We start from the raw sequence: 20,831 nt of genomic DNA, 5'->3' as shown, positions 1-20,831 counted from the left end.
ATGCGATCGTCTCCCCTGCGTGTCGTGAGGCCGCGATCTCGCCCGGCGCGCGCCGCGGCGCTCGTCGCCGCGGCGCTCGCGGCGGCGCCCTCCCCTGCCGCTGCGAACGGCGTCTTTCCCTCGGCGGACCAGATCGTGTTCGACCCGGAAGACCCGGCGCGCGCCGTGGCCCGGATGACGTACGGCCTGCTGGCCACGCGGGACGGGGGCGCGAGCTGGCGCTGGATCTGCGAGGGCGCCGTCGGGTACGACGACACGGGCGGCGTGGCTCCGCCCATCGCGGCGGCGGAGGGCGGCAGGGTGCTCGCCGCGCTGAGCGACGGGATCGCGGTCGGCGCCGAGGGCGGCTGCGCCTGGACGCGCGCCGCGGAGCTCGCGGGGAAGGCGGTGCTCGATCTCTCGGTGCGGCAGGGCGACCCGTCGCACGTCGTCGCGGTGGCCGCGGGGACCCGGCACGGCCTCTGGGCGTCGCGCGACGGCGGCGCGAGCTGGGCCAGCGCGGGGACGCCGCTCCCGGCGGGCTTTCAGGCGCGGACGGTCGACGTCGCGCCCTCGGATCCACAGCGGGTCTACGTGAGCGGCCTCGCGACCGGAAGCGGCCCGGTCCAGGGGATGATCGCGCGCTCGGCCGACGGCGGAGCGACGTGGGAGACCGCGGTGGTGCCGGGGAGCACGACGTCGCGCGAGCCCTACATCGCGGGGGTCGATCCGCTCGACGCCGACGTGCTGTACGTGCGGGTCGCGAGCGCGCCGGGGCGCCTGTTCGTCTCGACGGACGGCGGGGCGGCGTTCGAGCCGGTGTTCGAGACGCAGGGCTTCGTGCGCGCGTTCGCCATCTCGCCGGACGGCGCGACGGTGGCGGTGGGCAGCGACATCGACGGCGTCTTCCGCGCGCCCTCGTCGACGCTCGCCTTCGAGCGCGTCTCGAGCGTCGCGCCGCGCTGCTTCGCCTGGACGGAGGCGGGCCTCTACGCGTGCGCGAGCGAGTTCCTGGACGACTTCACGATCGGCCGCTCGCTCGACGGCGGCGCGACGTTCGAGCCGCTGCTCCGGCAGGCGTGCATCCGTGGCCCGCTCGGCTGCGCGGCGACCACGGCGGTCGGGGCGCTCTGCCCGACGGACTGGCCGCGCGTCGCGCTGATGACGGACCACCGCGACTGCACGCCGGACGCCGGCTCCCCCGCGGCCGGCAGCGGAACGAGCGCCGGCGCGACCGGCGCGACCGGCGTCGGCGGAGCGACGGCGGCGAGCGGCGGCGGAGGCGCGGCGAGCGCCGGGGGCACGGGCGGAGCGCCCGATGCGCCCGGCGGCGGGGCGCGGCCCGCCGGCGGCGCGCGGCCGGGCGACGGAGGCTGCGGCTGCCACACCGGCAGCGCTGGCGGGGGCTGGGCCGGCGCCCTCGCCGCCGCGTGCATGGCGGCGGCCGCGGCGGCGCGGCGGCCGCGGCAGCGCCGCGACGGCGTGAGGAGAGCGTGAGCGCTCAGCGCCGCCTGCCGCCCGTCCCGGTGGCCCGCTCCGGCGGCATCGGCTCGGGCAGGGTGGACGGTGTCTCGTCCAGCGTGTCCTCGCGCCGCACCTGCCCTTCGGTCCGGACCTCGGCCTCCTCGCGGCGGACCGTCGCCCGCGCCTGCGCCTCCCCCTGAACGACGTCCTTGCTGATCCGGAGCTCTTCCTTCACCACGGGCCGCTTCGAGATCTCCACCTGCTCCTCGCGGACGGGGACGCTGATCGACCCCTCTTCGACCGTCGTGCCGGACGCGACCGGACGCTCTCCGCTCGCGGGGACGCGCTCGACGCGCACGACCTCGCGCGCCACGGGCACGGAGATCTGCTTCTCCTCGGTCACGACCTCTTTCGTGACCTGGACCCGACCGACCTCCTCCACCGTCTTTCCGGCCGTGATCTCCTCCTCCACGAGCGGCACGCGGATCTCGCCGCCCGCCGAGATCCCCTCGGCCCCGCGCCCCGGGTCGCGGCCCCCGACGAGCTGGTCGCGGGCATGGGTCAGGAGGATGTCCCCGTCCCGGATGCCGGCCACCTCGTCGTAACGCACGGCGTACTCTGTCGGGAAGAAGAAGCCCTTTTCGATCTCGAACGTGTCCACGTCGAGCCGCGTCACCTTGCCCAGCTTCTCGCCGTCCGAGCTCCGGACGACCATTCCACGCGTGATCTCCTGTTGCTTCACCATGATCTACCCCCAGCCCGGAATCCTCCGGCCCTGCATCGTGAGGGGCGCCGGCGGCACGGGCCGCTCGGCCCCCGCTGTGCTGCGCTCTCTCGGCCAACCGATCTCGGGGCGAGCTCTCTCTCGCCTCGTCTCGGGTCGCGGCCCCCTCCGGTGTCCCTCCCCGCCATGCAATCGTCATGCAATCCGAACGTCGGTCCTTCTGACGTCGCCGTTGCTCCGGGCACCGACTTTGCTGAAAGCGCGCCGCCGCGCCCGTTTTGCCGAAAGCGCGCCGCCGCGCCCGTTCGGCCCCGTGCGTCGCGGTTACAGCGGCGCGAGGCTCGGTCCGCTGCTCCAGCAAGCGTGCCTGCGCGGCGGGCCCGGGCGCGCGGCCGGTAGGCGGTGCGCCCTCTGCCCGTCGGGTCGTGCTTCACCGAGAGCTCGACGAGGCTCGGCCCGAGGTTCGGCCCCGGGGCTCCGTCGCTCGAAGAGGTGTCAGGGAGCGATGACGACCCGCCGCGCAGCGGTCGCGAGGTCGCCGTTCGGGTCCTCCAGGGCGATCTCGACGTCGAGCGCTCGGCCCCGGATGGCCTCGACAAGGAGGCCTCGATCCACCTGGAAGCGAATGCCGTAGATCTCGCAGCGGCCTTCCCCTGCCCTGCGCAGCGTGACCTGCGCGGTGAAGGGAAGCAGCTCGAACGCAAGCTCGGGGAAGTAGCCCCCCACCCTGAGGCGGGAGCCCATCTGCCGGAGGCCGGTCACGCGCAGCGCGAGCCACACGTGGTGCCCGCCTTGAGGGCCGGCCTCGATCGGCACCGCCTCGCCCTCGTCGAGGGGGGCAAACGCGCGCTCCCCCTGCCCGATCACGACCTCTGGGTCGCCCGAAGAGGGCGTCTTGCACGCATCGGGTGCCGACGCGATCCACCTCGGATCGTGGTCATCGAGCGCCGACGGGGCGATGAAGGGATCGACGCACGCCCCCGCCGCGCAGGTCGCGCCGGCCGGGCACGCGATCGCGGAGCACGCCTCGTCGAGCGAGACAGGCAGGAGCAGCCTCCGCCCGCCGGCCGCGCGGGTCGCGGCCGTCCGCGTCACGAGGGGCGAGGCCTCGCCGTCGCGAAACGCCGCGAAGGACACCTCGACCGCTGCGCCGTCGTGCGCCGGATCGAGCAGGAGCTCCGCAGGGAGCGACAGATCGCCCTTCCGGTACGAGAGACGCTCGGCGCGCGTGATGACGCCATCCACCTTCGTGGTGCGCTCGATCTGATCGACGTCGAAGCCGATCGCCAGATCCGTCGTCAGGCCGACCACCACGAGCGCGTCGGCGTCCTCGCCCCCGCAGCCCGAGGCGCAGAGGGCGAGCAGCGCGAGCAGTGCCTCAAGGGTCGGCCGCACGATCCCCTGCGATCAGCGCGACACGTGCGAGGACCGCTTGCGCCGCCGCGCGAGCCAGCCTGCCGCCGCGGCGAGCGCCGCGAACGGCGCGGCGAGGGAGGCCTTGCGCCCCGGGCTGGCGGCGCACATGCCGGCGGACAGATCGCCGCTCACGCCGTCTGTACCGAGGGTGACCTCCGCCTCGGCCTTCACGGAGACGCCCTGCGCGAGCAGCGCTTTCACGCACGCCGGGACCTGCGATCCGGAGATGACGTACGTCCCATCGCAGAAGAGCGCGCCGTCTCCGCTGCAGGAAGCATCGCAGTCTGCGCGGAATTCGTGCTCGCAGTCCTCGAATTCCTTGTCCTGGCAGGTGGTCTGGCAGTCCATGTTCGCGTCGGCCGTGCACGAGCCGCCGCAGCACTCGACGCAGTGCTGATAGCAGTCGCCATCCACCGTCACGCACTGGGCGTCGCACTCGCTGTCGCAGTTCGCGTCCCACGTCGCGGCGCACTGCGCGGCGTCGACGTCGGCGTTGACGGAGCACTCGGCGTCCCGCGTGGCGGTGCACTCGACGAAGCAGTTGTGGGAACAGATGACGTTGATGCCCCTCTTGCAGCCATCACTGCACTGCGTGGTGCAGCTGTCCGTGCAGGTCGCCTCCGCCGAGAGGGAGCACTCCGTCTTGCAGACCGGCACGAGCCTCGTGGCGCACGCCGTCTTGTAAATCCCGAGCTCGCTGCAGCCCGCCGAGCACTCGGCCTTGACGCGCAGTTCACAGTTCGACAGCTCGTCGAAGCGAATGTTGCCGCATTCCTCGACGCCGGCGCTCGCGGGGAGAGCGGCCGTCAGACATACGATGATACTCGCCAACCCGAGAACGCTGGATGTTCGCACGATCAATTCTCCTTCTCGAACGGCCGCAAACACAGGATCCTACACAGGACAATCACCTTCAGGGAAGCGCTATTTGCGCGGTGCACGCTCGCGGCGCGCGGGGAGCGTGCCGGCACGCTCCCCGCGCGCGCCGAGACAGTCCGTTCACGCCTGTGAACGCCTGTTGATACGGTCCATGTGAATACCGGGCGACAGCATCGCCCGGCGCGCGCTGGCCGCCGCGGCGGATCACGGCCGCGGCGGCCTCGCGGGGACCGCGTGATTCAATCGGCGGGCCAGGGGTTCGGCGGCTCCGCGGGCGTGTAGGGCTGCACGTCCGCTTCCGCCGTGATGAGGTTCTCGATGAACAGGTTGACGTAGCGCAGGTCGTCCTCGACGTCCGGGTCCGGGTGCTCCTCGAGCCACGCCTCGACGTTCGGGCGCAGCGCCTCGAGCGTGCGCCGCGCGGTGCGGGGATCGGCGTCGGCGGCGAGCTGGGCGGCGAGCTTGAACCCGGCGTAGAGGTTCAGCATCACGAAGCCCTTCTCGACGGTATCGCCGGAGAAATAGCCACCCTCGGGCGGCGCGTCGGGCGTGCTCGGCGCCTCGATGTCCACCTGCTGCGCGTGGGTCTCGCCCGTCAGCGGGTGCTTCCACGACAGCGCGAGGGAGCCCACGGCGTGGGGATCGCCGACGCCCTGCTGATCGGGCTTCGGCACGAGCTCGAGGACGATGGCGCCGCCGCCGCCGCGCCGGCCGGAGCCGACGGGCTCCGAGGCGCTGGTCCGGCCGGCGAGGAAGAGGCTCGGGATGTGCACGGCCCCGCCGCGCTCGCCGCCCTGCCAGCCGTTCGTGCCGTAGGCGCCGCGCACGACGTAGCCGTCGCCCACGGCGACGTCGAGCTCGACGTCGAGCGCCAAGGGCACGAGGAACGTCTTCACCTCCTCCGTGAAGACCTCCTCCACGGCCTTCGGGTCCTCGAGGAAGTAGAAGTTGCCCGCGCCGACCTCGCTGATCCCGCGCATCGCGCCGACGTCGAACTCCGCGCCGACGCCGACGGCCGTGACGCCGATCCCCTTCTCCGCGTAGCCCCGCGCGAGCGACACGAGCCGCTCCGGCGAGGTGAGCCCGGCGGTGGCCACGCCGTCGGACAGGAAGATCACGCGGTTCTGCCAGGCCGGATCGAGGTGCCGCTCCGCGACCGCGAACGCGGTGAAGAGCCCCTCGTAGAGGTTTGTCGACCCGGCGGCGACGAGGCCCTCGAACGCCTCGGTGAGCGCCTCCCGGTCCGAGCCCTCCGCCTGCTCCAGGACGACCTCGGCGGTGTTCGAGTAGCGGACGAGCGAGATCCGATCGGTCGGCCCGAGCGCGTCGATCATCTCGACCAGCCCCGCCTTCAGGTAGGCGATGGGGGCGCCCTGCATCGAGGCGCTCGTGTCGACCGCGATGACGAGGTGGAGCGGCGGCCGCTCGAGCGCGCCGAGATCCACGGGCGAGTTCATCCCGATCTGGATGAGCGTGCAGGGCGACCCGCTGATCATGTTGCCCATGATCCCGAGCAGGCCGTGCATGCACACGTCGTCGCCGCAGGTCGGGGCCGGGTAGTCGAGCTTGTGCTCGGCGAAGAAGCCGACGTCGTCGAGCGTGTCCGGCCCGGGGATCTCGCCGTCCTCCAGGATCTGGCGGAACAGGCCGAAGTCCTGCGAGCCGCCCTGGGAGACACCCACGCTGCCCGGGGGCGCCTCGGGCGAGGCGAAGCCGCCGGAGTCGCCCTCGTCGGAGCTGCAGCCGATCGCGCCGAGCGCCGCGGCGGCGCCGAGCGCGAGGACATGATGGATTCGAAGCTTCATGGCGTGATCTCCTACGGCGCCGCGGTGGCGGCGATCCAGACCGACTCGAGCAGGCGGGGTTGATCGATGGGAGCGGTGAAGCACTCCGCGTTGCGGACGGGCATGTCCTCGGCGCGCACGACGAGGAGCGTCTCGGCGCCCTCGGCGAGCGCCGCGCTCTCTCCGGCGCGCAGGGAGACGACCCCGGAGACGCCGTCGCCGAGGAGCGACACCTCGAGCGGCGCGACGAGGCTGCCGCACGCGTCGTGGAACCCGCTGCAGCCCTTGAGCGGGGTGAGCTCGGCCAGGAAATCGGTGGACGCCTGCCGGCCGACCATCGAGCCGCGGGCGAGCACGTTGCCTTGCAGCACGAGCACGGCGTGCGTCTCGCTCTCGATGTGGATGCCGCGCGCGAGCGCCCGCTCGTTTTCCGGGCGCTCCGGATAGTCGCCGCCGTCGATCGCGACCCGGCTCACGTGGAGGAGCTCGCCTTCGCTGAACGGGATCGCCTCCGCGGGAGCGCAGAGGAAGAACGTATCACCGCGATCGCCGCGCTCGAGCGCGAGGGCGTGGCACCCGTCCGGAGACGACGTGATGCCGGTGAGGACCGCCGCCTCGGAGACGGGCAGGGTCCAGTCGAGGCGGCTCCCCTGGGTCGAGACGCCGCACGCGTCCGCCGGCGGCGGGGGCTCGGCGGGCGGCGCGTCGAACACCGCCGGGTGCTCGGCGAGCTCGAGCCTGGCCCCGGCGCGCTGCAGCGCGATCATCCGATCCGGCAGCGAGTTCTCCGTCGTGGTGACGAGGAGCTGCTCCGGGAACTGCTCCGCCGACCACGCGAGCAGCGTGAGCGGCAGCCCGTCGGCGTCGATCAGGTAGGCGTCGCACCCCGCGTTGCCCAGCGGGAGCGCGCGGCCTGGCGCGATGAGCCAGGTCTCGGCGTTCGCGAACAGATCGCGCGAGAGGGTGCCCGCCGGATCGGCGAGCATGGCGCTGCAGTCGACCCGCGCCGTCTCCCGGAGCCGGCGCACGCGGAAGAGCTGCTCGGTCTCGGTCGCATTGCCGATCACGAGCGACGCGAGCTCCTGCGGCTGCGGCGGCAAGCAGCCCTCGGCCTCGCCGCACGGAGGCGGCTCGTAGCTCGTGGCCACGCACGAGAGGCTGCCCGCCATCAGCGCCAGCCGGTGCGCGATCGGGCGCTGCGCGGGCTCGGGCCGCCGCGCGGCCTCGCCGAGCACGCGGTACGACACGAGGAGCACCGGCAGCGCGAGGAGGTCGGTCGGGTCGACGGTGATGCGCCACGGGAGCGGCGTGAGCGCCATGAGCCCCTCGACCGCGCGGGCGGCCTCCGGAGCGAGCTTGATGGCGGAGAAGACGGCCCCGGTGGCGACGTGCGCCCCGAGGAAGCCGCGGCGCGAGGAGACGCGGAGCAGCGAGGCGAGGACCGCGGGCGCGACAAGCATCCCGGCGAAGTCGCTGAGCTTTCCGGTCACCCATCCGGGGAGCAGGCCGGATCCCTTGAGGGCGTGATCGTTGAGGACGAGGAGCGCCAGGGCTCCTATCCATAGGGGGTGAAGGAGCGATCGATACGAGCGCAGATCTCGATGCATCAGAGCTGTCCTTCCGTGCGATGAGGGGCCAGCACGGTGGCCAAGCAAGCGAGCGAGTGGCTTGCCGAGGACCGCCCCAAAGCAAGGGACATACCCCGAAAAAATATTCACAAAATCAATAGGTTAGGTGACGACACCGCGGCGCGCCCCCTGACGCCGATGTCAGGCGGCCGGTCCGCGCGCCGCGCGCCGCGTGCGCCGGGGCGCGCGCTGGGCGCGCGGAGGGCGGTGGATCCGGGTCAGGGCGTGAGGACGACCTTGACGCAGTCCTCGAGCTTCTTGTTGAAGATCTCGTAGCCGTGCGGGGCGCGCGAGAGCGGCAGGCGGTGCGTGATGATGTCGTCCGCCCGGAGATGGCCCTCCTGGATGTGCTTCAGGATCGGGTCGACGAAGTTGTGCGCCGGCGCCTGGCCGGCCCTCATCCTGAGGCCCTTGTCGAAGAACTGGCCCAGCGGGAAGTTGTCGTAGGACACGCCGTAGACGCCCACGACCGGAACGACCCCGCCCCGGCGCACGGCGCTGAAGGCGAGCTTGAGGGCCGAGATCGTCCCGACCTGGCCGTGAAGCACGTTGGCGGCCTTCTCGAGGACGGTGCGATGCGCCTCCATCCCGACCGCGTCGACGCACACGTCCGCGCCGCGCCCGTGCGTCATCGAGCGGATCGCCTCGACGACATCGACCTTGTCGAGCTGGAGGGTCTCGGCCCGGGCGACCTCGCGGGCCTTCTTCAGGCGGTACTCCTCCCGATCGACGCCGATGACGCGCCCCGCGCCGCGCAGCCAGGCGCATTTCATTGTCGCGAGCCCGATCGGCCCACACCCGAACACCGCGACCGTCTCTCCGCCCTTGAGCTCGGCCCACTCGATCGCCGTCCACCCGGTGGGCAGGACGTCGGTGGCGAAGAGGACCTGCTCGTCGGTGAGCCCCTCGGGCACCTTCCGCGGCCCGAAGTCGGCGTACGGGACGCGCACGAGCTCGGCCTGGCCCCCGTCGTAGCCGCCGTAGAGGTCCGTATACCCGAAGAGGGCGGCGCCCTTGCTCTCGATCACGCCGCCTTCGGGGCCATAGTGCTTTGGATTCGATTGCTCGCAGTGGACGGGGAGCTCCGCCTGACAGAAGAAGCAACGTCCACACGCGATGGGGAACGGGACAATGACCCTGTCCCCCTTCCTCAGCTTCGTGACCAGCGGGCCTGTCTCTTCCACGATGCCCATGAACTCGTGGCCGAGCACCATGGGCCTCACCTGGGGGAAGAAGCCGTTGTAGATATGAAGATCGGAGCCGCAGATCGCGGTCGCGGTGACGCGCACGATGGCGTCGGTGGGCTCCTCGATCCTGGGATCCGGGACGTCTTCGACGCGGACGTCGGAGGGTTTGTGGAAAACAAGCGCCTTCACGATGCCTCCTCCTCTGGTGAACCACCGGTACAGGGCGATCGACGGCTCTGGCCGGTCGAGCCCACGCACGAACAGCTGGACCGCTGCGTGGCTCGCTGTGGCTGGCATAAAGCGAGCCACGGAGGGAAGGCGCGCCAGCGGACGAAACCTGGAGGGCCACGGCGAATCCAGATGTGGCGCCGCGCCCCAGGGTGACGGTTTGTCTCGGAGCCGGCGCGGCATCCGTGGGCCGGGCCCGCCCGCCGCCTCTCGCGGCGCGCGGGCAGCCGTTCCTCGGCGCGCGGGCGGCCGTTCCTCCGCAGCCCGCTGGCACCTCCGCCCGCGCCGAGGTCTACTCGTCTCCGGTGCTCCGCGCTTCTTCGTCCGATCCTTCCGATTCCGGTCCCGAGCCGCTCCTCGGCGCGAGCTTCGTCCGCGAGCTCGAGGTCCTGCAGCGGCGGCTCGAGATCCGCGCCCGCTCCGGGGGCGCCGGCGAGCACCTCGCGCGGCGCCGCGGCGGGTCGGCCGAGTTCAAGGAGCACCGGGCCTACGCGCCCGGCGACGACATGCGGCGCATCGACTGGGCGGCCTACGCGCGCACCGGCGAGCCGGTGCTCAAGCTGTTCCGCGCCGAGGAGGACGTCATCGCCCGGATCGTGTGCGACGCGTCGGCGTCGCTCGACTTCGGGGAGCCGACGAAGCTCGACGCCGCCCGGCGGCTCGCGGCCGCGATCGGCTACATGTCGCTCGCGCGCTCCGAGCGCGCGCAGCTCTTCGTGGCGGGCGACGGCATCGCCCGCAAGCACGCGCCGGTGCGCGGGCGCGCCGGGCTGGCCGCGCTCCTCCGCGCCCTCGACGGCGTGAAGGCGGCCGGCGGGACCCACCTCGCCCGGGCCATCGACGCCGTCGTGCGGCAGAGCGCCCGGCCGGGCCTCCTCTGCGTCGTCTCCGATTTCTTCGACCCCGGCCCCGTCACCGCCGCGCTCGGGCGCGCGGCGCAGGCGGGCCACGACGTCGCGGTCCTCCAGGTCGTCGCCGCCGAGGAGCTCGCGCCGAGCTTCGAGGGGGATCTGACGCTCGAGGACGCCGAGACCGGGGCGCTCGTCGACGTCACCCTGGACGCCGCGGCCCTGGCCGCCTACGCGGCGCGCTTCGCCGGCCTGTGCGAGGCGCTGCGCGGCTGGGCCCGCCGCCACGGGGCGACATACGTGCGGGCGCGAAGCGACGAGCCGCTCGAGGGCGCCGTCCGCCGCTTCGTCTCGAGGAGCGTCGACTGACGTGGCCGCGCCGCTCGCCCAGGCCTCCGCGGGGGCTCCGCTCGCGCTGCTCTCGCCCGGCGGCCTCTGGCTGCTCGCGCTGCTCGGCCCGCTCGTCCTGCTCTACATCCTCAAGATCAAGCGGAGCCGCCGCCGCGTCCCCTCGACGTGGCTCTGGGCCGCCGCGCAGCGCGACCTCATGGCGCGCGCGCCCTTCAGGAGGCTCATCGCCCAGCTGCCGCTCGTCCTGCAGGCGCTCGCCCTCGCGCTCCTCGCGCTCGCCCTCGCCCGCCCCGCCTCGCGCGGGCGCGAGCTCACCGGCGATCACGTGGCGATCGTCCTCGACGCGAGCGCCTCGATGTCCGCGGCCGCGCGGGGGCCGTCCGGCGAGCCGACGACGCGCATCGAGCTCGCCAAGCAGCTCGCCAGGGACCTCCTCGCCGGCCTCGCCCCGGGCAGCGACGCGCTGATCCTCGAGGCGGGGCGCGACGCGCGCCTCGTCGCGGCGCTCGATCGCGATCTCGTGCGGCTCAGGGCGGCGATCGACCCGATCGCCGCGCGCGACGTCGAGGGCGACCTCGGCGCCGCGGTCGCCCTCGGGGTCGACCGGCTCCGGCAGCTCGGCGGCGCCCGCCGGATCGTCGTGATCACCGACGGCAACCTGGCCCGCCCCGGCTCGCTGCGCGGGGTGTCAGTCCCGCTCGAGGTCATCACCGTCGGCGATCCGGTGGACAACGCGGCCATCGTCCGCGTCGACGTGCGCTCCGGGAGCGAGAGCGCGGGCGCGAGCGGCGCGGCCGGCGCGAACGGCGAGCGACCGGAGGGCCGCGAGGAGGTGCAGGCCTTCCTCGTTGTCGCGAACTTCGGGGCGCAGCCGCGCGACGTCTACGTGACGATGCGGCAGGACAGCGCCGTGGACGTGCTCAGCTCGCGGCGCGTGCTGGTGAAGCCGGGCGAGCGCCTGCCGGTCGTGCTCACGTTCCGCCCGTCGCCCGGCGACCACCGCAAGGGGCTCGTCTTCGAGCTCTCGCCGCCCGACGCGATGCCGCTCGACGACGTCGCCTACGGCCGCGTGCCGGCAGGCGACAGGCTCCCGGTGTTCCTCGCGTCGGGCGGCGCGGGTGAGGGCGATCCGGGCCGGGGCGGGCAGCCGGCGACGGCCTCGGGCAGCTCCGCGTGGCTCGAGCGGGCGCTCGCGTCGGACCCGATGACCTCGTTCACCTCGGGTGGGCTCGCGGATCTCCTGGGGGCGCCCGGGCTCGATCCCGACACGTTCGTCGTGATCGACGGCGCCTGTCCGCCCGATCCGCCGGGCGGCGATCTGCTGATCGTGAACCCGCCGCCCGGGCGCTGCTTCGGCACGCTCGTCGGGCAGACGCTCGAGCGCCCCACCCTCACGTCGTGGGACACGGCCGATCCGCGGCTGCGCTTCCTCACGCTGGACGGCGTGCACCTCCGCGCCGCCTCGTCCCTCACGCCGGAGGGCGCGGCGCAGGCGCTCATCCGCGCCCAGGAGGGCACGATCGCGACCGACATCTCCACCTCGTCGCGGACCGGCACGCTGCTCGGCTTCGACGTGGGCGAGAGCGACTGGCCGCTCAAGGCGTCGTTCGTGCTCTTCGTGCGCAACCTGCTCGAGCAGGCGCGGGCGCACCGCGCCCATGGCATCACCGGCCCGGCGCGCACCGGCGAGCCGCTGCGCGTGAGCGTCCCCGCGACGGCGCGGGATCTCCAGGCCACCGGCCCTGCCGGCGAGCGGCTCGACGTCGCGCAGCGCGCCGGCGTCGCGGTGATCGCCGAGACGCCGCGCGCCGGCCTCTACCGCCTCGCCTGGCAGGGACCGCAGGCCGGGTCGGTCGTCGTGCCGGCGAACCTCACGAGCGTCGCCGAGAGCGATCTTGCGCCGAGGCCGCTCGTCACGGAGGGCGGCGGCGAGGTCGCGGTCTCCAGCGCGGCGGGCGAGCCGGACGCCCACATCGAGTGGACCTGGCTCGTCGCCCTCGCGGCGCTCGCCTTCGTGCTCTTCGACGTCTGGTACTTCACGCGCATACCGCGGCCGGTGGGTGGTGGCCGGATTTGAACATGAAGGCGGAAGGCGGGAAGAAAGATCAAGGATCTTCCCGCCTTACCGCCTTCATGTGAACTCTCTCCGGGCAGATGTGAGCACTACCCACGGGGGTCCGAGGCGAAAAGGGCGCCTGACCAGGGGGCCACGGGGGGTCCGAGGCGAAAAGGGCGCCTGACCGGGGGGCCACGGGGGGTCCGAGGCGAAAAGGGCAGCCGTGGAGCCCTTCAGGGGAACCGTGGAGCGGTTCGGGGCAGCGAAGAGGCGGTTCAGGGCAGCGAAGAGGCGGTTCGGGGCAGCGAGGAGGCGGTTCAGGGCAGCGAAGAGGCGGCTCGGGGCGGTCGTGTCGAGGACGAGTGCGCCATGGCGGCCGGATGGGCTCTCAGCGCCGCCTCGCGCGCGCCGGGCACGCGAGTCCGCCCTGCGCGTTCGGCGCGGATGGGTGGTGGCTCTATTTGCCCCGGAGTGATTCACATGAAGGCGGGAAGACGGGAAGTTCATTGATCTTTTCTTCGCGCCTTCCCGCCTTCATGTTCAAATCCGGCCACCACCCGCGGATGGCTATCTGCCACCAGGAGCTGACCAATGGTCGCGCGTACACGCCTCCTCCGCCGCTGGCGGCCTGGATGCGGGCGAGCTCCTGTCCTCACCCATAGATCGTTGGACGGCCACGCGGGGTCCGGCGTCCGGGCAGCAACACGGAGGAGGTTCATTGCCACGCACCGAGAGGCGATGTAGGCTGAGCCCGGAAGGGCGCGCTCGAACACTTGCACGTCGCAGTCGAGCAACCCGGAGCCACCATGAGCCGCCCTCGCACACGCCGCCTGTTCGTCATCTCGGACCTGCACCTCGGCGGAAAGCCGCCGTGCATGATGTCTCGCCCGGACCGCCTCGCGACGTTCATCCGCTCCATCGCCGAGCCAGGCGCGGATGAGACCGTGGAGCTCGTCATCGCCGGTGATTTCGTCGATTACCTCGCAGTGGCTTTGCCCGGAGGCGCGGCTTCGCCGTGGACGCCGCGTCCCGCCGAGGCCGTCGCGAAGCTCGACGTGGTGATGAAGGACCGCTCGTTCGGCGACGTGTTCGACGCACTTGGAGCGTACGTGGCGCGGCGACACCCGCTGACGATCTTGCTCGGCAACCACGATGTGGAGCTCGCATTGCCGCAGGTGCAAGAGGCGCTCCTCCGGCGCCTCGGGGCCACGCCCCACGACGTCCTGTTCGTCGACGATGGCCGCGCCTACCGGGTCGGCGGCGTGCTCATCGAGCATGGCAACCGGTACGACGACGCCAACCAGAACGACCTCACGCACCTCCGCGCGATCGCGTCGGCGCTCTCGCGAGGCGAGGAGCCGATGGACGAGCTCGAGGTCTCTGCCGGCAGCCTCCTGGTCCATCGCCTCGTCAATCCGCTGAAGAAACACTATCCGTTCGTCGATCTCCTGAAGCCCGAGGGCGAGCTCCTCGTGCTCCTCTTGCTCGTGCTCGAGCCTGCCGTCGTCCGCTCGGCGCTGCCCCAGATGGCCCGCGTGGTTCACGCGCAGCGACTCGCCCGGAGGAACGTCGACGGCCGGCCCCCCGGAACCACGACGAACGTCGGAGCGCGCGACGAGGAGGAGGACGTGGAGCTCGCCGCGGCGTTTGGCGACGAATATCGAACGCTGCGCAGCCCACCGACGCAGGTCGGCATGGCGGACTTGATCCCGATCGTCCTCGACCTGCCCGTCGCTGACAGCATGAAGGTGCTCCTCGACCAGGGAAAAACGATCCCGAAGGCCCGGCTGCAGCGCATTCGCACGGCAATGCGGAGGATGCTCGCGATCGACCGCACGTTCGAGCGAGACTGGAATGACCCGAAGGACGCCTTGCTCGGCGCGGCAAAGCGAATGCTCACGGGCGACGTGGAGGTCGTCGTCATGGGACACACGCACCTCGCCCGCGAGATTCACGTGGGGGCGGGGCGGATGTACATCAATACGGGTACGTGGGCCGATCTCGTGTCCGTGCCGGCGGATGCGCTCGCGGAGGGCAAGGACGCGGAGCTCACCGATTTCTTGAAGAGGCTCTGCAAGGACGAGGCGAGGACCCAGATACTCACGTTCGCGGATATCACGCTCGGCGAGGACGGGCGCGTGCGCGAGGCGCGGCTGCGAGACCACGAATGAGGCCGAGCCTGCGGATCGTCGCGGCCTCGAAAGGGGGGCGTCGGGAGCACGGGACGGCCTGGGCGCTGTACCCGGATCTCATCGTGACGGCATTTCATGTCGTCGGAGGCACGGCGACGCGCCTCTGGAAACACGAGGACCCCCTCTGGTCCGGCTGCACGTACGTCCTCGAAGGTGTCTCCTCGGCGTCGCTCGAGCCCCTCCTGTACGATCCACGGGCGGACGTGGCGATCCTGCGCATGCCGGAGCCCTCGAAGCTCGGCGAGCCGTGTCTCCTCGTCCCGTCGCCGATCCCGCCGTCGCCGGGAGATCCATGGTTCGCCGAGGGATACCCCGATTTGCCGGGCCTGCGGCGAGAGCGGGGCGTGGGGCTCGGGGGCGTGGTCCAGCGGGCCTCCGCCGATCTCGACAGCAATGCATTCCAGCTCCACGTTCGTCAGGGCACGGTGGCGACCTGGGAGGGGATGTCGGGTTCGGCCGTGCGCAACCACAACGACGAGGTGCTCGGGATCATCACCCAGACGTCGAAAGACGTGGCGACCGTCCATGCGGCGCCCGTGGAGGCCGTCGAGCGATTGCTGCGCCTCCGCGATGGCGGCGATCTCGCGAGCCGCGTTCGAGAGCTCTTCCGCGGGGCCGAGGACGAGGAGGCGCTCGCGGCGGACCTCGCGGACGCGATGAGCTGGAGCGTCCTGGGCCATTCCCTCGACGGACTCGTGCGTCGGGCGGCGATGGAAGGCGGCGATGGCTGGCTCGACCTGCTCGCGAAGGCCGAAGAGCACCGCGGTACGGCGCTCCCGGGTGCGGAGGACCTCCGCCGTGAGATCCGCGATGCGTCGCGCGACGGCGCCTCGGAGGCGGAGATCCTGCAGGTGCTCCACGCATTCATGCCCGACAAATCGGAGGAGGAGGCAGCCCTCGTGGATCGAATGGGCGGCGTGGTCTCCTCGCCCATCGTGACGAACGCCGTCGCGCGGATGATCGAGCGCGGGTGGGTAGAGCGGCGGCGGGATGGGACGCTCACGCTGAAGCCGGAGGGGGCGAGGCGCGCGGCGAGGCGGGAGCATGTCCTGGCCGTGCTGCGGCAGCTCCGGGGCGGGCCGAGGCTCTCGCGCGAGGAACTCGCGGGGCGTTTGCCGCGGGTATCGCCTCTCGCGTTCGCGCGCGCTCTCGAGTGCGCCATCCAGGTGGGGTGGGTGGAGCGGCAGCCTGGAGGCGCCGTTCGCGGAACGAACGCGGGCGAGCAGCTCCTGGAGACGGCCGAGCGGGGCAGCCGCTTCATCGTGGGAATGGGGCCATGGCCATCGTGATTCTCGACGATCGTCCGGTCGACGCGGACGGTGATCTCCTGTGGAAGAGCCTGCCAATCCGGAGGGAGCTCGAGCGGATCGCGGAGACGATCGTCCGGTCGAAGGAAGATCCCCTGTCGTCGTCGATGACGTTCGCGGTGCACGGGAAATGGGGGACGGGCAAGAGCAGCGCGCTCAAGATGCTGCGCTCGTTCGTGCAGGAGAGGTCGGAGGCGGCGGGCAAGCGCCCGGTGTTCTGCGAGTACCAGGCGCCCGCGCTCCAGGCCTCGCGGCGGGACGCCCGGACGACCCTCGCGATGCGGATCCTGCAATCGATCGCGATGGCGGGCGACGCGCGGAAGATCTCGCAGCGGCTCGAGGATTACGCGCGGATCATCGATCGGGAGCGGACCGAGGGCATGACGAGCGCGGAGGGCGCGACCGCCGAGACGGTGTGGGACGCGGCGATGTTCGACCGGATCTCGGCGGTGCTCACGAGCATCCCGGATCTGTGCGGGATCATCATCCGGCAGGAGCTCGCTTCGTGCGAGAAGGGCCCGCGCCTGCTCGTGGTCCTGCTCGACGACCTGGATCGCTGTGGCTCCGATTTCGTGCTCTCGCTCTTGCAGGAGATCCAGTACCTCAGCGACATCGACAACCTGTTCTTCGTGATGGCGGTGGACGAGGAGATCCTGCGCAGCGCGGTGCGGTCGCAGGGCGGAGGGAAGTCGGTGATGGAGACGGACCGCGAGCTGGAGAAGTATCTGCAGCACGCGGTCTGGGTGCCGACGCTCGACGGGGCGCGGGCGAAGGAGTACGTGAAAGGCCTCGCGGAGAGGGCGCCGCGGGTCAAGAAGCTGGTCGAGCCGCTCTGGCCGCAGGACGATACGAGGGAGGCGTTCGATCTGCTGCTGGAAGGGCTGCACGAGATGACGCCTCGGTCGGTGAAGCGGTACCTGAACCTGCTCGCGCCGAAGATCGACGGGGCGCTGGAGGTGAGGGCGGTGCATCCGAGCGACGTGCTCGGGAAGCGGGCGATCTTCAAGGAGAAGATGATCGAAACGACGTGGCCGGATTTCCACCGGAACGTGCTCGCGAAGGCGGTAGGGGAGGCTTCGTCGAAGGGGGATCCGAAAGCGGTCAACCTCGTGGCGGAGCTCGAAGGAATCGGGCGGGACGCGCGGGAGAGGAACGCGCCTGACACGAAGGTGCTGCACGATCTGAAGTACGTCTGCGAGGAGTATCCGCACATGGGGCTCGGCGAGGTGCCGGTGAAGCTCGTGCGGTATCTGGCGATCGCGCCGCCATTGCCGTATTTGTGGTTGACCGAGATCGACCCCCTGAAATCGATTTCCCTTGAGGAGCCACGAACCCTGCCGGAGGTCGACCCCGGGTCGGGTCTCGCGGACGACGAGGAGGAGGAGGCGGCGGCGAAGTCGCTCGATCCGGCGGGGACCGAGAAGCCTGCTACACGCGGAGCACGAGCGCTTTCACTGGAACCTGCGGGGCCGCCTGTCAAGGAGGAGGACTCGGCGGACGACGGTACGGGGCCGCCGAACCCGCTGCGCCAATTCCAGGGCATTTATTTGTCTATCGGCAAAACGTTCGCTCGCGATCAGCAGCGGGCCTTGCAGAACGCGCAGCGTGCCTATGACCTCGTACAATCGAATCGAGTACGGTTCGACCGACGGCATGTCAACAGGCTCATTGAGATCGCAAACGCCATAGCATCAACAAATAATCACAGCATCGCGAGCAAGCTCTGTGAACTTGCACTCGAGCTGGGCCCCGAGATCATGGAGGCAGCGCAAAATTACCTCGACTTGATCGTGCGCCTGCAGATTGCGGAGTTGTATCCAAGGGCAGGTGAGCTCGTTCAGCGATTGCGGTCCAGCGGCACTGATCCCTGCCCCGAGCGCACGCTCTATTACGAGCTGAGGCTCGGCAATGCACAGGGGAGCCTGGCCGGGGTCGATGAAGAACGGCTGCGAAGTGCGATCAACGACTTCAAGCGGATGGCCGGGGACGGGCTTCGGTACCTGTGGCTCATGCGGGCGCTCGCTCAGGTCGGCGACAGGAAGCTGGCGCGGGAGGTCACAAAAGCTCACTACCACGCCGTGCTGGGTGCGGATGCGGTCACTGCGCTTTTTAGGATGGCGAGTCTCGACGCCGCGTCCCCCGACGTGAACGATGAACGCGAAGCCCTGGAGCTGTATCGGTACGCGTTTTGGACGCATCGAGCAAATCTCATTCGGGGAGGTACCGCGCCCGGGCGCGGTCTTCAGCGCGGTCTTCACGAGTACGCGGCCCTTCTGTTCAAGCATGAGTATGAGCAGGCGGCAGGAGAGGCATGGTTTCGGGCTTATCAGCGAGGTCGCGGAAGCGAGGACATCCGTCGCGAATACAGTGCCTACCTGATGCGGGCAAACGCGCCCGATCTCGCGCGCAAGGTCTCGAACGGCGAGCCCATCGACCGGATGGTCACCTTGGCCAAGCGGAAGGAGCTGCCTGCTTCGTTCGTCGGACCCGACGTGGAGCGGTGGTGGGAAAAGGAGCACACGGAGGGGGATGATCTCGAGGCTGGCCTGGAGGACGACTTCCCGCAGGGCAGCCGCTCCTGACTCTGGCGGCTCCGCCCCACCCCGGAGACCGCCAGCGCGCCAGCTCCGCCGCTTCCTGCTGCGGTGGGGCCGTCCTCGGATCGCGCCGAGCAGGAGCGAGAGGCGTCCGCTTCGGCCGCTGCGGGGGCACCTTCCCGTGCGGCTCAGGCCTCGTCGTCCAGGTCCTCGTCGAGCCCTTCCCACCACTCGGCCAGGTCGATCTCGACGTCCTCGAACGGCGCGGCGCGCACCTTCTCGTCTCGCCCGTGGAGACCCAGCTCCACCCACCGCCCGTTCTCCAGCTGGCTGACCAGCAACGTCCGTCGGGCGGGATCCACGTACCAGAGGTGCGGCACGCCGATCTCGGCGTAGAAGCGGCGCTTTACGAGGTTGTCGTAGCTCGCCGTGCGCGGCGAGAGGATCTCGCAGCACCAGTCGGGGACGAGCGCGATGGGCTCCTTGGGCTGCGGCGGCGCGGGCATGCGCGCCCGGCGCCAGCCTGCAACATCGGGCGAGATCTCGGGCGCGCGCTCGACCTGGATGCCCGGCTCGGAGAGGATCCACCATCCCCCCGGACCGCCCCTGCCCCGCTGGTAGGGGTTCTTCAGGTCGGCCGTGATCAGGTCCTCGATGTTCGCGTGGACGAAGCGCGGACGAGGAAAGGCGTACAGCGTGCCGTCGATGATCTCGCCCTGCCAGCCGGGCGGCAGGTCGTCGAGATCGGCGAGCGTGGCGGGCCGGACGAGCTTGTCAGCGAGGTTCATGCGCGACCGGCGCGAGCATACACCGCCGCCGGCTCCGGGGCCGGGGCTTCCCGGACCGCTCAGCGGCGCGTCCTCGTCCTCACTGGCAAACCACCTGCTCGGCAGACGACCGGCCCCGGTGCAGCCGGTGCCCCCGGCGGCGCGACGACCACCGGCGGCTCGGCCGGCCCCGCTCTTCCGCCCAGGAAAGGCGTGGCGCCATGCCACAGCTCACGGGCGCGCAGGTCTCTTCCGGCGGGAGCCACTCCCCCTCGAGCGACACGCCCCGCACATCCTCCCGGACGCCCCGCGACCGGAGCCACGCGGCGAGCGCCTCGCCGAGCTCGCGCATGCTCGACCAGCGCGAGGTCGCCTCCTTCTGCAGCCCGCGGTCCAGGATCGCCCAGAGATCCGCGTCGAGGCCGCGCGTATCGACCAGGGACGGCACCGCGTCCTGCAGGACCGCGCGCAGGCCGTCCAGCGCGTTCCTCGACGAGAACGGCGGGCGGCCCGACAGCAGCTCGTACAGCATCGCGCAGAACGACCAGATGTCGGCGCGGCGATCGAGGTCGGGGGCGGCGAGCACCTGCTCCGGCGGCATGTAGTCCGGGGTCCCGAAGACATCGAAGCTCCCCGACGCCTGGCTCTCCTCGCGCTCGGAGACGAGCTTCGCGACGCCGAAATCGACGACCTTCGGCTGCAGCCGGCCGCCGCCGCGGCGCACGAGCATCACGTTGTCCGGCTTGAGATCGCGGTGGACGACCCCCTTCTCGTGCACCGCATGCATCGCGCCCGCGACCGGCAACAGCAGCGCGATCGCCCGCTCCGGCGTCATCCTCCCCTCGCGCGACAGCACGCTCCTCAGCGACTCGCCCTCGATGAGCTCCATCACCAGGTAGGGATCGCCCTGGGCGTCCTCGCCGAAGTCGAACATCCGGACGACCTCCGCATGATTCAGCCGGCCGGCGGCGCGCGCCTCGCGGAGGAAATACTCGGCCAGCTCCGCCGACCGGAGCTCGGGCCGCATCAGCTTGATCGCGACCTCGGATCCGAGCACGACGTGGGCCCCGACCCAGACCGTGCCCATGGCGCCCTCGCCGAGCTTGCGGACCAGCCGGTACTTTCCCGCAACGAGATCCCCCTCCTGGTAGTGCACGCTGGACGGGGGCTCGCCGAACCCCTCGTCCAGGTCCCATGAGCCGTCGTCCGAGGTGCTCCAGGCGTCCGTGGTCTCGATGCGCGACATGATCTCTCCTGCCCCCTGCTGCGCGGCCTCGCCGCCCGTGCCCGCGCTCAAGCAGACAGCGTGCCATCTCGGACAAACATGGAAATGGGGACAGGAGGGGCCAAAATGCCGCCTGATTTCCGCTCTAAACCGACAGGGGCGCCGCACGGCTGCCTCGATGGGGCACTCGGCCACACCCCGCCGAAGCGGCATCCCCGGGCGCCGCAAAGATGATTTACTGCGCCTCCACCGCATGCGG

At 71.3% G+C, this 20,831-nt stretch carries 14 protein-coding genes; 6 read left to right on the top strand and 8 right to left on the bottom strand.

All coding sequences use genetic code 11. The features are described 5' to 3' along the window. The first annotated feature begins 24 nt into the window (after positions 1 to 24). Positions 25 to 1,476 (top strand): WD40/YVTN/BNR-like repeat-containing protein, encoded by a 1,452-nt coding sequence (locus tag WME75_RS02905; RefSeq protein WP_437486183.1) that lies wholly within the window; start codon positions 25 to 27, stop codon positions 1,474 to 1,476. Between the two features lie 4 nt (positions 1,477 to 1,480). Here WME75_RS02905 and WME75_RS02900 read toward each other — a convergent pair whose 3' ends face one another. The 6 genes from WME75_RS02900 to WME75_RS02875 form a co-directional block, all read right to left on the bottom strand. After that, a complete protein-coding gene (locus WME75_RS02900) occupies positions 1,481 to 2,188 on the bottom strand; it encodes a YsnF/AvaK domain-containing protein (protein ID WP_437486181.1) in 708 nt (235 codons plus the stop codon). A gap of 474 nt (positions 2,189 to 2,662) precedes the next feature. Beyond that, positions 2,663 to 3,562: a hypothetical protein gene (locus tag WME75_RS02895; protein ID WP_437486179.1), complete on the bottom strand. Its 900-nt coding sequence runs from the start codon at positions 3,560 to 3,562 to the stop codon at positions 2,663 to 2,665. A 12-nt stretch (positions 3,563 to 3,574) separates the two neighbouring features. After that, entirely contained in the window at positions 3,575 to 4,438 is an 864-nt protein-coding gene (locus WME75_RS02890; RefSeq protein ID WP_437486178.1) for a hypothetical protein, read from the bottom strand. A 263-nt stretch (positions 4,439 to 4,701) separates the two neighbouring features. Continuing rightward, on the bottom strand, positions 4,702 to 6,267 hold the full coding sequence (locus tag WME75_RS02885; RefSeq protein ID WP_437486176.1) for a vWA domain-containing protein: 1,566 nt from the start codon (positions 6,265 to 6,267) through the stop codon (positions 4,702 to 4,704). Between the two features lie 11 nt (positions 6,268 to 6,278). Next, on the bottom strand, positions 6,279 to 7,853 hold the full coding sequence (locus tag WME75_RS02880) for a hypothetical protein (protein ID WP_437486174.1): 1,575 nt from the start codon (positions 7,851 to 7,853) through the stop codon (positions 6,279 to 6,281). A gap of 239 nt (positions 7,854 to 8,092) precedes the next feature. Continuing rightward, positions 8,093 to 9,250: a zinc-dependent alcohol dehydrogenase gene (locus tag WME75_RS02875; RefSeq protein WP_437486172.1), complete on the bottom strand. Its 1,158-nt coding sequence runs from the start codon at positions 9,248 to 9,250 to the stop codon at positions 8,093 to 8,095. Between the two features lie 344 nt (positions 9,251 to 9,594). Here WME75_RS02875 and WME75_RS02870 point away from each other — a divergent pair, with 344 nt between their 5' ends. The 5 genes from WME75_RS02870 (at position 9,595) to WME75_RS02850 (ending at position 18,625) form a co-directional block, all read left to right on the top strand. After that, positions 9,595 to 10,506, top strand: a complete 912-nt coding sequence (locus WME75_RS02870; protein ID WP_437486170.1) for a DUF58 domain-containing protein — start codon at positions 9,595 to 9,597, stop codon at positions 10,504 to 10,506. A 1-nt stretch (position 10,507) separates the two neighbouring features. Further along, positions 10,508 to 12,565 carry a VWA domain-containing protein gene (locus tag WME75_RS02865; RefSeq protein ID WP_437486168.1) on the top strand — a complete coding sequence of 686 codons (2,058 nt, stop codon included), beginning with the start codon at positions 10,508 to 10,510 and terminating at the stop codon, positions 12,563 to 12,565. A gap of 785 nt (positions 12,566 to 13,350) precedes the next feature. Further along, positions 13,351 to 14,715 carry a metallophosphoesterase gene (locus WME75_RS02860; protein WP_437486166.1) on the top strand — a complete coding sequence of 455 codons (1,365 nt, stop codon included), beginning with the start codon at positions 13,351 to 13,353 and terminating at the stop codon, positions 14,713 to 14,715. After that, positions 14,712 to 16,025, top strand: coding sequence for a trypsin-like peptidase domain-containing protein (locus WME75_RS02855; protein ID WP_437486164.1), 1,314 nt, complete (start codon positions 14,712 to 14,714; stop codon positions 16,023 to 16,025). Before WME75_RS02860 ends, WME75_RS02855 begins: the two co-directional genes overlap by 4 nt. Then, positions 16,013 to 18,625, top strand: a complete 2,613-nt coding sequence (locus WME75_RS02850; RefSeq protein WP_437486162.1) for a P-loop NTPase fold protein — start codon at positions 16,013 to 16,015, stop codon at positions 18,623 to 18,625. The genes WME75_RS02855 and WME75_RS02850 overlap by 13 nt, the downstream gene beginning before the upstream one ends. Before the next feature lie 143 nt (positions 18,626 to 18,768). Here WME75_RS02850 and WME75_RS02845 read toward each other — a convergent pair whose 3' ends face one another. Then, positions 18,769 to 19,368, bottom strand: a complete 600-nt coding sequence (locus WME75_RS02845; protein ID WP_437486160.1) for a Uma2 family endonuclease — start codon at positions 19,366 to 19,368, stop codon at positions 18,769 to 18,771. 79 nt (positions 19,369 to 19,447) lie between these two features. Continuing rightward, positions 19,448 to 20,644 (bottom strand): serine/threonine-protein kinase, encoded by a 1,197-nt coding sequence (locus tag WME75_RS02840; protein WP_437486158.1) that lies wholly within the window; start codon positions 20,642 to 20,644, stop codon positions 19,448 to 19,450. Positions 20,645 to 20,831: the final 187 nt, after the last annotated feature.

The sequence above is a fragment of the Sorangium sp. So ce1014 genome (assembly GCF_051521505.1).
Taxonomy (GTDB): domain Bacteria; phylum Myxococcota_A; class Polyangia; order Polyangiales; family Polyangiaceae; genus Sorangium.
This window is presented reverse-complemented; position numbering and strand designations above follow the sequence as displayed.

Coding starts and splice junctions, on each gene's coding strand:
- WME75_RS02900 (WP_437486181.1), bottom strand. CDS start 2,188: ATGGTGAAGCAACAGGAGATCACGCGTGGAATGGTCGTCCGGAGCTCG.
- WME75_RS02885 (WP_437486176.1), bottom strand. CDS start 6,267: ATGAAGCTTCGAATCCATCATGTCCTCGCGCTCGGCGCCGCCGCGGCG.
- WME75_RS02880 (WP_437486174.1), bottom strand. CDS start 7,853: ATGCATCGAGATCTGCGCTCGTATCGATCGCTCCTTCACCCCCTATGG.
- WME75_RS02860 (WP_437486166.1), top strand. CDS start 13,351: ATGAGCCGCCCTCGCACACGCCGCCTGTTCGTCATCTCGGACCTGCAC.
- WME75_RS02855 (WP_437486164.1), top strand. CDS start 14,712: ATGAGGCCGAGCCTGCGGATCGTCGCGGCCTCGAAAGGGGGGCGTCGG.
- WME75_RS02850 (WP_437486162.1), top strand. CDS start 16,013: ATGGCCATCGTGATTCTCGACGATCGTCCGGTCGACGCGGACGGTGAT.
- WME75_RS02845 (WP_437486160.1), bottom strand. CDS start 19,368: ATGAACCTCGCTGACAAGCTCGTCCGGCCCGCCACGCTCGCCGATCTC.